At 72.9% G+C, this 12,152-nt stretch carries 14 protein-coding genes; all 14 read right to left on the reverse strand.

Features of this window, described 5'->3' with window-relative positions:
* Nucleotides 1–87 precede the first annotated feature (87 nt).
* The 14 genes from panC to ACZ6H8_RS01070 all read right to left on the reverse strand — a co-directional run bounded on the left by panC (nt 88) and on the right by ACZ6H8_RS01070 (nt 12,083).
* On the reverse strand, nt 88–927 hold the full coding sequence (gene panC / locus ACZ6H8_RS01005) for a pantoate--beta-alanine ligase (RefSeq protein WP_464143727.1): 840 nt from the start codon (nt 925–927) through the stop codon (nt 88–90).
* On the reverse strand, nt 924–1,643 hold the full coding sequence (locus tag ACZ6H8_RS01010; protein WP_464143524.1) for a DUF2520 domain-containing protein: 720 nt from the start codon (nt 1,641–1,643) through the stop codon (nt 924–926). The genes panC and ACZ6H8_RS01010 overlap by 4 nt, the downstream gene beginning before the upstream one ends.
* A complete protein-coding gene (locus ACZ6H8_RS01015; RefSeq protein WP_464143525.1) occupies nt 1,640–3,631 on the reverse strand; it encodes a PH domain-containing protein in 1,992 nt (663 codons plus the stop codon). The genes ACZ6H8_RS01010 and ACZ6H8_RS01015 overlap by 4 nt, the downstream gene beginning before the upstream one ends.
* Nucleotides 3,628–4,116, reverse strand: a complete 489-nt coding sequence (locus ACZ6H8_RS01020) for a PH domain-containing protein (protein WP_464143527.1) — start codon at nt 4,114–4,116, stop codon at nt 3,628–3,630. Before ACZ6H8_RS01020 ends, ACZ6H8_RS01015 begins: the two co-directional genes overlap by 4 nt.
* A gap of 94 nt (nt 4,117–4,210) precedes the next feature.
* Nucleotides 4,211–4,660, reverse strand: coding sequence for a DUF3180 family protein (locus tag ACZ6H8_RS01025; RefSeq protein ID WP_464143529.1), 450 nt, complete (start codon nt 4,658–4,660; stop codon nt 4,211–4,213).
* A complete protein-coding gene (gene folK / locus ACZ6H8_RS01030; RefSeq protein ID WP_464143530.1) occupies nt 4,657–5,166 on the reverse strand; it encodes a 2-amino-4-hydroxy-6-hydroxymethyldihydropteridine diphosphokinase in 510 nt (169 codons plus the stop codon). The genes ACZ6H8_RS01025 and folK overlap by 4 nt, the downstream gene beginning before the upstream one ends.
* A complete protein-coding gene (gene folP / locus ACZ6H8_RS01035; RefSeq protein WP_464143532.1) occupies nt 5,163–6,350 on the reverse strand; it encodes a dihydropteroate synthase in 1,188 nt (395 codons plus the stop codon). The genes folK and folP overlap by 4 nt, the downstream gene beginning before the upstream one ends.
* Complete coding sequence (folE, locus tag ACZ6H8_RS01040; RefSeq protein WP_464143534.1) at nt 6,347–6,916, reverse strand: GTP cyclohydrolase I FolE; 570 nt, start codon at nt 6,914–6,916, stop codon at nt 6,347–6,349. Before folE ends, folP begins: the two co-directional genes overlap by 4 nt.
* A 2-nt stretch (nt 6,917–6,918) precedes the next feature.
* A complete protein-coding gene (gene ftsH / locus ACZ6H8_RS01045; RefSeq protein ID WP_464143536.1) occupies nt 6,919–8,892 on the reverse strand; it encodes an ATP-dependent zinc metalloprotease FtsH in 1,974 nt (657 codons plus the stop codon).
* A gap of 136 nt (nt 8,893–9,028) precedes the next feature.
* Nucleotides 9,029–9,595 (reverse strand): hypoxanthine phosphoribosyltransferase, encoded by a 567-nt coding sequence (gene hpt / locus ACZ6H8_RS01050; RefSeq protein ID WP_464143538.1) that lies wholly within the window; start codon nt 9,593–9,595, stop codon nt 9,029–9,031.
* A 105-nt stretch (nt 9,596–9,700) separates the two neighbouring features.
* Nucleotides 9,701–10,429 (reverse strand): hypothetical protein, encoded by a 729-nt coding sequence (locus ACZ6H8_RS01055; RefSeq protein ID WP_464143540.1) that lies wholly within the window; start codon nt 10,427–10,429, stop codon nt 9,701–9,703.
* Between the two features lie 5 nt (nt 10,430–10,434).
* Entirely contained in the window at nt 10,435–10,629 is a 195-nt protein-coding gene (locus ACZ6H8_RS01060) for a hypothetical protein (protein WP_464143542.1), read from the reverse strand.
* A gap of 21 nt (nt 10,630–10,650) precedes the next feature.
* Nucleotides 10,651–11,388, reverse strand: a complete 738-nt coding sequence (locus ACZ6H8_RS01065; RefSeq protein WP_464143543.1) for a hypothetical protein — start codon at nt 11,386–11,388, stop codon at nt 10,651–10,653.
* Nucleotides 11,385–12,083 (reverse strand): hypothetical protein, encoded by a 699-nt coding sequence (locus tag ACZ6H8_RS01070; protein ID WP_464143545.1) that lies wholly within the window; start codon nt 12,081–12,083, stop codon nt 11,385–11,387. Before ACZ6H8_RS01070 ends, ACZ6H8_RS01065 begins: the two co-directional genes overlap by 4 nt.
* Between the last annotated feature and the right edge of the window lie 69 nt (nt 12,084–12,152).

Genomic DNA, 12,152 nt, shown 5'->3' on the forward strand with positions numbered 1-12,152 from the left:
CACACCCGCGCGTCCCCCGGCGCAGCCAGGAGGATGAGCTCGGCCGCTCGCGACCTCGCGAGCGACCGAGATCCTCACACGCGTGGGTCAGGGGATGGCGTACGTCGCGTTGTCGATGAGCCGCACGGCACCGACGCGGGCCGCGATGAGCACCTGCACCGGCCCGCGGTGGTCGTCGCCGACCATGCGGAACGACGTGGGGTCGACGATCGCGAGGTAGTCGAGCTGCACCCCCGTGTCGGACTGCAGCACGCCCTGCGCTGCCGCGAGCATCGTCTCGACGCCGCGGTCGGCAGACGAGCCTGCCGCCTCGAGCGCTCGCGAGATGTGCAGCGCCGTGCGTCGGTCGTGGGCGGAGAGGAAGCGGTTGCGGCTCGAGAGGGCCAGGCCGTCGGCGTCGCGCACCGTCGGCACGCCGAGGATCTCCACGGGCATGTCGAGGTCGGTCGCCATGCGGCGCACGAGGAACAGCTGCTGCGCATCCTTCTCGCCGAACGCGGCCACGTCGGGCCCCACGATGTGCAGCAGCTTCGACACGACGGTGAGCACGCCGTCGTAGTGGCCGGGCCGGCTGCGCCCCTCGAGCACCATGCCGAGGTGGCCGGCGGTGACGATCGTCGGCGACGTCTGGCCGCTTGGGTACATGACGTCGACCGTCGGCGCGAACACGGCCGCGACGCCAGCCTCGGCGAGGCGGGCGCGATCGGCGTCGAGGTCGCGCGGATACCTGGCGAGATCCTCGCTCGGGCCGAACTGCATGGGGTTGACGAAGATCGACACGATCACGAGGTCGGCGTGCTCGTGGGCGGCGTCGACGAGCGCGAGGTGCCCGTCATGCAGCGCCCCCATCGTCGGCACGAGCGCCACGCGCTCGCCACGGCCCCTGGCCGCCGCGACGGCAGCACGCACCTCGGCGATCGTGGTCAGCGTGTCCACTCGGTTGCCTCCTCGTCGTCGATGACGTCGGTCTCGGGATGCGACGGCGCACGCGACAGCGCACGCTCGACGCTCGACCGCACGATGGGCCCCAGCAGCCGCACGGGCCGTTCGACGCCGATCGCCGCGAGCCGCTCGAGCGCGTCGACGACGACGCGCTCGCCCACGTCGGCCGCGAGCGCCACCGCGGCCGCGTAGTCGGCGCGATCGGCCTCGGCGACGACCATGGGCTCCGCGCCCAGCTCGACCACGAGCGCCTGCGCGATCGGCAGCACGGGCGCGGGCGCCGTCACGGCGCACACCGCCTCGCGCAGGCGCGCCAGGTCGAGGGTCGTGCCCGTGAACGCCATCGCCGGATGGATCGCGAGCGGGATGGCGCCCGCGGCCCGCGCTGGCTCGAGCACCTCCACGCCGTGCTCGGCTGCCGTGTGCACGACGAGCTGCCCCGGCTGCCACGCCCCCGTGGCGGCGAGGCCCTCGACGAGGCCCGCGAGCTGATCGGTGGGGACGGCGAGGATCACGAGCTCTGCGCGCTCCACGATCGTCGGCACGTCGAGCACGGGCAGCCCCGGCAGCATGGCCTCGACGCGGTCGCCGCCGCCCGAGATGCCGACGAGCGCGTGCCCCGCGCCAGCGAGCGCCGCGCCGAGCACGGGCCCGACGCTGCCGGCGCCGACGATGCCGACGCCGAGACGAGCCGGCCTCACGGGCGCTGCTCGTCGGGGCGCTCGGCCTGCGCGTCCTGCGCGGGCGCGACGGCGCCGTCGTGCGCCCAGCCCGCTGCGGGCGCCGCATCCGGTCGCGTGCTCACGTGCTGCTGCTCCATGCCGTCGACGGGTCCTGAGGTCGACCCATCGACCGTACTCGACACCGCGGCGGGCGCCTGCGCATCCACGGGCTCGGCCGCAGGCGTGCGCACGCGCCACGTCTCGGTGGTGTCGGCCCCGATCGCCGCGGGCACGACCTCGCGCGCTCGCTCGAAGGCACGCTGCACGTCGTCGACGGCGAGCGCGCCGATCGTCGGCGACAGCACGCTGCCGACGACGTGGACCGCCACGTGCGCGACGCCGAGCGCGCCTTCGAGGGGCCCCTGATGCATCGCGAACGACTGCGTGCGCGCGAGCGGCACGATCGCGAGCGAGCGCCAGATGCGTCCCTTGCGCAGCAGCACGGCGTCGTCGGAGAACGCGATCCCGTTGCGGCGCCACGACCACGGTCGCAGGATGCGCGCCGACCGCGGGGTCGTGACGTAGCCGTCGCCGACGGGCGAGGGGACGCCCGCGTGCTCGAGCGGTGCCGCGGCGTCCGCGGGAGCGCCGACGCCCGCCGCCACGGCATCCGATTCGACGTCTGCGTCCCGGTCGCCTCGTCCCACGAGGCCTGCGTCGAGCACGGCGGAGCCGCGCAGCGCCGGCAGCACGAGCCCGAGCACGAGGTCGACCTCGGCACGCGTGCCCACGGGCAGCAGCTGGTTCGCGTACTGCCGCTGCTGGCCGGAGGAGGCATCCGTCGACTTCGTCGCCCGCGTGAAGGAGACCTTCCACCACCCCATGGGCCGCCACAGCAGCGGCTGGCTCACCGAGATCGAGAAGATGCGCCCGGCTGGCAGCACCTCCGTCGTCGTCGACAGCAGCCCGTACGCGAGGCGGATGCCATCGGGCGTCTGCGCGATGGAGTACCGCAGCTTCTGCGACAGCGTGCGCACCGTGATGCTCACGATCGAGAAGATCGCCGGGATGAGCGAGAACAGCAGCCACGGGATGTCGAGCACGATCATGACGACGACCGCCGCGACCGCCACGAGCACGCCGATCACGAGCCCCAGGTCGAGCAGCGACGACAGGATGACCGTCGAGGGCTTGAGCCGCACGAGCGACCCCGACTCGACGCCCGCGAGCTCCGCGTCGGGGTTGAGGAAGTCGGCGACGACGCGTTGCGTGCGGGTGCCGTCCTGCTGCTGATGCTGCTGCACGTCGCGGCCCGCGGCGCGCGCGAGGATCTCGTAGCGCAGCGCATCCGCGACGGCGTTCGACAGATATGCGAGCTCGACGTTCGCGTCGGCACCCGCCGACTGGATCTCGAGCTTGCACGCGCCGAAGAGACGCGCGAACCACGGCTTCTCGACGTTGACGCCCTGGATGCGCGCGAGCGGCGCGCGGCGATGCGAGCGGAACAGGATGCCCTGGCGGACCTCGACGACGTCGCCCGTGATGCGGAAGCGGTGCACGCGCCATGCGAGCCAGAACCCCACGACGACCACGGCGAGGACGCCGACGAACGCGGCGAGCACCCAGATGAGCGTGCCCTCGGCGGCGAGCCGCTGCGCGGCCTCGATGGCATCGGGCCCGTCGCCGTCGTAGTCGAGATCCGACGGCAGGAAGAACGCGACGATGCGGTCGCGCAGCGAGTTCAGCAGGATCGCGCCGACGACGATGACGGCGAGGCCACCGCGCAGCAGGGGCGTCGCAGGGTGCAGGCGGTGCCAGTCGCCATCGACGAGCGACAGCGCGCGCTCCTGCGCCGCCTCCGGCGGCTGGTCGCCAGCGGGCGCGAGCACCGCGGCCGCCGGCTGCGCGCCGAAGGGCTGCTGCGGCTCGCCTGCGGCCGGCTGCGGCGCGTCGGCGTGACCAGGAGCCGGGGCCGGCGTCGGGGTCGGCACAGCCTCGCCGGGCTGCGGCGACCGCTCGTCGGTCACAGTCCCGCCCGACGCGACTCGGCGACGGCGACGAGCTCGTCGCGCAGCACCTCCGCGTCGGAGCCGGGCAGCCCCGGGATCGTCACGGCGCTCGTCGCCGCAGCGGTCACGAACTTCAGGGTCCGCAGGTCGAGCATCCGCTCCACGGGGCCCTGCGTGATGTCGACGACCTGCATGCGGCCGTACGGCACGCTCACGAACCGGCGGAACAGCATGCCGCGCCGCACGAGCAGGTCGTCGTCGCGCATCGCGAAGCCGATGGTGCGCACGCGGAGGAACCCGAGCAGGCCCATGAGCAGCATGAGCACGAGGATGCCCGCGCCGATGAGCACGACGATCCATCGCGCCCAGTCGCTCACGAACCACAGGAACACGCCGACGGCTGCCGCCATGATGACGCCCCAGATCGCCGTGGTCCACAGCTCCGCCCACGCGTACCGCGGGCTCACGCGTCGCCAGTCGCCTGCGAGGTCGATGCGTTCCATGCCTCCAGGCTAGGTGCCACGGCTGGACGCCGGTTCCCTCGACCGGCGGACCAGCGCCTCCGCCTGGCGGGCGAGCGCGGACCGGCGATGCCCGTCAGGCGGGCGAGGCGCCCTCGTCGTCGGGAGGCAGCGCGCACCACGACTCCGCCAGCAGCGCTGCGACGAGCAGCAGGAGCGCACCGCCGACCGTCACGAGCCCCGTCGTGACGATCTGGCCAGGGACGACGGTGCGCGTGAGCAGGAACAGCAGCGCCCCGGCACCCAAGCCGCCGGCGACCGCGGCGACGAGCGACGACGCCTTCGCGAGCGCGAGCGCGCTCGTCGCGTGCCGGAACCCGACGGGCCGTCCGCCGCGCACCATGCGTCGCACGGGCCACGCGAAGACGACGAGCACGACGCCCACCACCGCCAGCACGAGCCCCACCGTCGGCGGCATCGGCAGCACGGGCCTGCCGGAGCCGACGAGCGCGGTGTCGACGAGGAAGCCGACCGTCGCGGCGACGAGGGCGGTGAGCACGAGCGTCACCGGCGAGGTGCGGCTCATGCGTCTGCGCCCCGGTAGGGCCACACGTCACCGTGCGCGTACTCGGCGAGCTCTGCGATGCCGCCGTGCCCTGGCAGGTCGGCGTCAGGCTGCACCTCGAGCCACGGCTGCAGCACGAACTGCCGCTCGTGCGCGCGCGGATGCGGCAGCGTGAGGCGCGGGTCGTCGGAGACGACGCGGTCGTAGACGACGACGTCGACGTCGATCGTGCGGTCGCCGTAGCGTTCGACGCGCACGCGACCGAGGGCATCCTCGATGGCGTGCACCGCGTCGAGGAGGTCGAGCGGCTCGAGCACCGTTCGCACGACGGCGACGGCGTTGAGGTAGTCGGGCGCGTCGCCGGCGCCGTCCGGCTTCCACGCAGGCGACTCCCACAGCCGCGAGCGCGACACGACGCGGATGCCGTCGAGCTCGTCGAGCAGGTCGATCGCCTGGCGGACGCGGGCGGCGCGATCGCCGAGGTTCGCGCCGATCGACAGCACGGCCTCGGCCTCGCGCAGCATCATCGGCGCCTGCGCTCGATGACGACGGCGACGTCGTCGAACGGCACCGCGATGGGCGCGTCGGGCTTGTGGATCGTCACGCGCACGCGCTCGACGCCCGCGAACCCCAATGCGACGCCCGCGACGCGCTCGGCGACCGTCTCGATGAGATCGACGGGGTCGCGCTCGACCGCCGCGACGACCGCGTCGGCGAGCTCGCCGTAGTGCACGGTGCGCGCGAGCTCGTCGCCGCGCGCCGCCGCCGCAAGGTCGACGGTCGCATCGAGGTCGACGACGAACCGCTGCCCGTCGCGACGCTCGTGGTCGAAGACGCCGTGATGCGCGAACGCGACGAGGCCGCGCAGCGCGATGCGATCCGCCACGCCCTCGACGGGCGCGAGCGTCGTCGTCGACGCGGGTGCGACCCGCTCGACGGCACGCAGCACGTCGAGCACGCGCCTGGTCGAGACGACGTCGTGCACGCGCACGCCCCACGCGCCCGCCTGGGCGGCGAGCACCGACAGCGCCGCCGTGCCGTGGTCGCGCGCATCCATCGGCGACCCGTCCGGCAGCAGCGCGCCGAGGAATCGCTTGCGGCTCGCGCCCACGAGCACCGGCAGCCCGAGGTCGACGATGCGGTCGAGGCCCGCGACGAGCCTCCAGTTGTCGTCCGCCCCCTTCGAGAAGCCGAGGCCGGGGTCGAGCACGATGCGCGACGGGTCGACGCCCGCCGCGACCACCGCGTCGACGCGTGCCGACAGCTCGTCGCGCACGTCGGCGACGACGTCGGCGTACGTCGTGCCGAGCGCGAGATCGTGGCCACGCCAGTGCGTGAGCACGTACGTGACGCCGAGGCCCGCGACGACCTCTGCCATGCGCGCGTCGGCGAGCCCGCCGGAGACGTCGTTGACGATCGTCGCCCCCGCCTCGACCGCAGCACGCGCCGTCTGGGCGTGCATCGTGTCGATCGACACCGTGACGCCCTCGCGCGACAGCGCCTCCACGACCGGCAGGATGCGGGCGAGCTCGGCCTCGACGGCCACGGGCGTCGCACCCGGTCGCGTCGACTCGCCGCCGACGTCGACGACGTCGGCGCCCTGCAGCCGCAGCCGCCGCGCGTGCGCGATCGCAGCACCCGCATCCTCGAACCGGCCGCCGTCGCTGAACGAGTCGGGCGTGACGTTGAGGACGCCGAGGATGCGGGTCACCGCGACTCCCCGATGAGCGCCATGATCTCGGCGCGCTCCAGCGGCTCGGCGAGCACGCCGCGGCTCGCCATCGTGACGGTCGAGGAGCGCGCCTGCCTGGCACCGCGTGCGGTGACGCAGCCGTGCGACGCCTCGATGACCACGAGCACGCCGCGTGGCGCGAGGCCGCGCACGAGCGCGTCGGCCACCTCGTCGGTGAGCCGCTCCTGGATCTGCGGGCGTGCGGCGACGGTGTCGACGACGGCGGGGATGCGGCCGAGGCCGACGATGCGCTCGCCCGGCAGGTACGCCACGTGCGCGACGCCCGTGAACGGCAGCAGGTGGTGCTCGCAGATCGAGCGCAGCTCGATGTCGCGCAGCAGCACGAGCTCGCCCGTCTCGCCGTCGAGGCTCGTCGAGTCGACCAGGTGCTCGGCGGCGTCGACGCCGACGCCCGCGAAGTACTCGGCGTACGCCTCCGCGACGCGGCGGGGCGTCTCGGCGAGCCCCGACCGCGTCGGATCGTCGCCGATGGCGGCGAGCAGCTCGCCGACCGCAGCCGCGACGCGCGCCCGATCCACCGCCATCGTCAGGCCCCGCTCTGGCCTTCCGCAGCCGGATCCTCGACGTCGACGTCGACCGCCTCGTCGACCTGCTGCGACACGGGCAGCGAGATCGGCGGCTGGTCGCTCACCGGGCGGGCGTCGCTCGAGAGCCACTGCTGACGCGGCGTGAGCTTCTGCACGTCGGCGAAGATCTCGGCCAGCTGCAGGTGGTCGAGCGTCTCCTTCTCCATGAGGTCGGTCGCGAGTCGGTCGAGCACGACGCGGTTCGCGTTCAGCACCGTCCACGCCTCGTCGTGCGCCTGCTCGATGAGCGCGCGCACGGCGCCGTCGATCTCGCGCGCGACGTCCTCGGAGTAGTCACGTCCGTGGCCCATGTCGCGACCCATGAAGACCTCGCCGCTGCCGCCGCCGAGCTTCACGGCGCCCAGCGACGCCGTCATGCCGTACTCGGTGACCATCTTGCGCGCGATGCCCGACGCCTTCTCGATGTCGTTCGAGGCACCCGTCGTCGGGTCGTGGAAGACGATCTCCTCCGCGACGCGCCCGCCCATGGCGTACGTGAGCTGGTCGAGCAGCTCGTTCCTCGTCACGGAGTACTTGTCGTTGATCGGCATGACCATCGTGTAGCCGAGGGCGCGACCGCGCGGCAGGATCGTGACCTTCGTGACCGGGTCGGAGTGGTTCATCGCCGCCGCCGCGAGCGCGTGACCGCCCTCGTGGTACGCCGTGATGAGACGCTCCTTGTCGTTCATGACGCGCGTGCGGCGCTGCGGGCCGGCCATGACGCGATCGACGGCCTCGTCGAGCGACTCGTTCGTGAGGTGCTTCTGGTTCGTGCGGGCCGTGAGCAGCGCGGCCTCGTTGAGCACGTTCGCGAGGTCGGCGCCCGTGAAGCCCGGCGTCTTGCGGGCCAGCACCCCGAGGTCGACGTCGTCGGCCATCGGCTTGCCCTTCGAGTGCACGCGCAGGATCGTCTCGCGCCCCTTCATGTCGGGGGCGTCGACGCCGATCTGCCTGTCGAAGCGACCGGGGCGCAGCAGCGCGGGGTCGAGGATGTCGGGGCGGTTCGTCGCTGCGATGAGGATGACGTTCGCCGTGACGTCGAAGCCGTCCATCTCGACGAGCATCTGGTTGAGCGTCTGCTCGCGCTCGTCGTGCCCGCCGCCCATGCCGGCACCGCGGTGGCGGCCGACGGCGTCGATCTCGTCGATGAAGATGATCGCGGGCGCGTTCTGCTTCGCCTGCTCGAACAGGTCGCGCACGCGGCTCGCGCCGACGCCCACGAACATCTCGACGAAGTCGGAGCCCGAGATCGAGTAGAACGGCACGGCCGCCTCGCCTGCCACGGCGCGCGCGAGCAGCGTCTTGCCCGTGCCGGGAGGGCCGTAGAGCAGCACGCCCTTCGGGATGCGGGCGCCGACGGCCTGGAACTTCGCGGGGTCCTGCAGGAACTCCTTGATCTCCGCGAGCTCCTCGACCGCCTCGTCGGCGCCCGCCACGTCGGTGAACTTCACCTGCGGCATGTCCTTCGAGACCATCTGGGCCTTCGACTTGCCGAACTTCATGACGCCGTTGCCGCCACCGGCCATGCGCGTCATGAGGAAGTAGAACAGGGCGCCCAGCAGCAGCACGGGCAGCAGGATGCCGAGGATCGACAGGAACCAGTTGCCCTGCGGCACGCGGTCGTCGAAGCCGTCCGGCAGGTCGGCGTCGTCGATCGCGGCGACGATCGCCTCGCCGCGCTGCAGGACGTACTCGAACTGCACGCGGTCGGTGCCGAGGTCGTCGTCAGTCTCCGAGAGCACGAGGGTGACGCGCTGCTCGCCGTCGATGATCTCGGCCTGCTGGACCGCACCGGACTCGATGAGCTCGATGCCCTCGTCGGTCGTGACGTCGCGGAACGTCTCGCTGGTGAAGAGTGAGAAGGCGAACACGCCGATGATGAGGGCGAGCACGACCCACGGGATGGGGCCGCGCAGCAGCTTCTTGAAGTTCAAGGGAGTCCTTGCGTCACGTCGGTGCCGACCAGGCTACCCGGGCGTCGCAGGGCATCCCTGCGCTGTTCGCTGTGGGCGGGCGATGGATGGGCGTGCGCGCGGTGCGCGGCCGCTCGGGGGTGGTGCCCGGCGGCGCTCAGGCGTCGTCGGCCGGCGCGTACACGTGCGGGGCGAGCACGGCGACCCCTCGCAGGTTGCGGTAGCGCTCGGCGTAGTCGAGGCCGTAGCCGATGACGAAGTCGTTGGGGATGTCGAAGCCGCAGTAGCGCACGTCGACCTCGACCTTCAGCGCATCGGGCTTGCGCAGCATCGTGCAGATCTCGACCGAGGCGGCGCCGCGCGAGCGCAGGTTCGCCTGCAGCCACGACAGGGTGAGGCCGGAGTCGATGATGTCCTCGACGATGAGCACGTCGCGGCCGCTGATGTCGGTGTCGAGGTCCTTGAGGATGCGCACGACGCCGCTCGAGGTGGTGCCGGAGCCGTACGACGACACGGCCATCCAGTCCATCTCGACGTCGCGCTTGAGCGCGCGAGACAGGTCGGCCATGACCATGACGGCGCCGCGCAGCACGCCGACGAGCAGGATCGACCTGCCCTCGTAGTCGCGCTCGATCTCGCGAGCGAGCTCGTCGAGGCGAGCGTGCAGCTCGGCCTCGGTGTGGAGGACGCCTGCGAGGTCCTGCTCGATGTCCTTCAGGTCCATGGGCTCGGCTCCTGGCGCTCGTCGGTCGACTCGGGTCTCCCAACCTACCGGCGGCGTGCTGGTCGCTCGGCCGCCGGGATGCGGGCGGCGTGCGCCCCGGCGTCGTCAGCGGATGCGGATGCCCTGCAGCAGGTCCGTGAGGGTCTGGTGCTCGGCGGTCTCGAGGTACGCGAGGGCCGCATCGCGCGTGTCGAACGTCAGGCCGCCTGCGGGATCCTCGACGACGAAGACGCCGGTGGGGATGCCGTCTGCAGGCAGCACGGCGAAGAACGGCTCGCACGACTCGGCGCCGAGCATCTGCGCCTCTGCGATGCCCATCTGCACCGCGTAGGCGACGTCGCCGTCGAAGCCGATCTCGAGCTCCCGCACCGTCGTGCCGACCTCGACGACCGTGCCCGCCGCCGCCCACGCCTGGGCCGTCGCCCCCTCGGCACCTGCGAACGGCAGCGTCTCGACGGCCTCGAACGCGGGCAGGTCCTCCGGCAGGCATGCGAGGTCCTGCGCGTACTGCCCCTCCGGCACGCGGAAGACGCTCACCATGTCGAGCCCACCGTCGCTCACGACCATCCACTCGGCAGGGCCGCGCTGCTCGAGCGTCCAGCCCTCCGGCAGCGGGATGCTCGCCCAGCCGAGATCCTCCCGCACCCAGCCGGCGGTCGCGTCGGCGGGCTCGGACGCCTCCGCCGTCGGAGGGTCCGTCGGAGGGGCCGAGGTCGACGGGCTCGCGGACGGCGACGGCGAGGGCGTCCCCGACGTCGACGGCTCGCTCGAGGTCGCGCAGCCTGCGATCACGAGCACGAGCGCGGCGGCGGCGAGGGTCGCGATGCGAAGCATGGCGCCTACCGTCTCCGGGTGCGGCGCAGCGTCACGAGGAGCACCACGAGGCCGACGATCGCGATGATCGGCCCGAGCACGGTCCAGGTGGTCGTGCCGGTCATCGAGGAGCCGGCGACGAGGCCGATCCCCTGCAGGAAGAACAGGCTGCCTGCCGCGATGAGGATCACGCCGAGCACGACGCCGAGGATGCGAGTCATGCGCCCACCGTAGGCGCTCGGTCACGGCTGCAGTCGCAGCGACGCCACGACCTGCAGCAGCTCCTGCCCGAGCTCCGACTCGACGAACGCCTCGGCGTCGTCGAACGATGCGTGGGTCCACCGCTCATCGGGGCCGCCGGCCACGGCGGCGACGCCGGACTGGAAGGCCGTCGCGAACGACACCGTCCGGCCGTCGCCAGGGTGCTGGCCGATGTTGTACACGAGGCACGCGGGCAGCGACGCGTCGAGCACGGTGTCGGGAACGACGCCGATCGTGAGCGACACGGATCCGTCGGGCTGCTCGATCGCGTAGGCGGCGTCGACGAAGGCCTCGTCGCCGAGCGGTGCGAAGCCCGCCTCTGACGGCTCGGTCGCGAACGCCTCGACGACCGGGAACGTCTCGCACGCGCCGCCGAGCCCGCCGGCGCCGCCGAGGTCGTGGACGTACGACAGCACCGTCATGCCCTCGGCGTCGCGCACGTCGACCTGCAGGATGCGACCGACGACGTTCTCGATGCTCGCATCCGCCGTCGTCCAGTCGGCGGGCATCTGCCAGGTCGCGCCGTCCTCCGCGGTGACGGTCTGCCACGGCTCCTCCGTCGGGCTCGGCTCGGCGCTCGGGCTGGCGCTCGGCGTCGCGCTCGGGCTCGCGGAGGTGGCGGGCGCCTGGGTCGGCTCCGGCTGCGGCGACGCGCAGCCGGCGAGCGCGAGGACCGCGATCGCGCTGGCGAGCAGCCGGAAGCGATCTGCCCGCGTCACGAGGTCTCCACCGATCGGAGGATCTCGAGCATCGTGGCGTACTCGTCGGTCTCCATGTAGGCCTGGGCATCGTCGAGCGTGTCGACGGTCCACAGCGGATCGTCCCCGCCCGAGACCATCTGGAAGTGCGTGCCCATCGAGGTGCCGCCGTCGCTCGTGCCGAAGGTGAAGTACTGCGCGCAGCCCTGCTGACCTGCGGACGGCAGCGCGTCCGCGCTCGCGATGCCCATGCCGAACCGCCAGCGCCCGTCGGCCGTGCCGAGCGCGACGGTCGCGATGACCGCCGGCGGCTCCTGCGCGACGGGGCCGACCGCCGATGGCTCGCTCGCCAGCACCTCGACCGGGAACACCTCGCGGCACGCGCCGCCGATGTCGACGAAGTCGTACGAGCTCAGCAGCAGCTGGCCGTTCGGCGCGGTGAGCTCGACGGCGTCGAGCGATCGGTTGCCCGTCGGCCCTGCGGCCTCGATCGGCTCGGAGCGGGTCGTCGCGAGCGTCCAGTCCGCCGGGTGGCGGAAGGTGAGATCGCCCTCCGGCGACGTGTACGCGACCCACTCGCTCGTGTCGATCCCGTCGGCGTCCTCGCTCGGCGCGGGGGTCGAGGTGGTCTGCGTCGGTGACGCGGTCGAGGGCGCGCTCGAGGGCGCGCTCGAGGGCACGGGCGTCTCCGCCGTGTCAGCCGGTCCCTGGCTCACGCATCCGACGAGAGCCAGAGCGAGCGCGCCTCCGAGCGCGAGGGGCCGGGCGGCGCGGCGCGTGGCGTC

Source organism: Agrococcus sp. AC640b, from assembly GCF_979255995.1.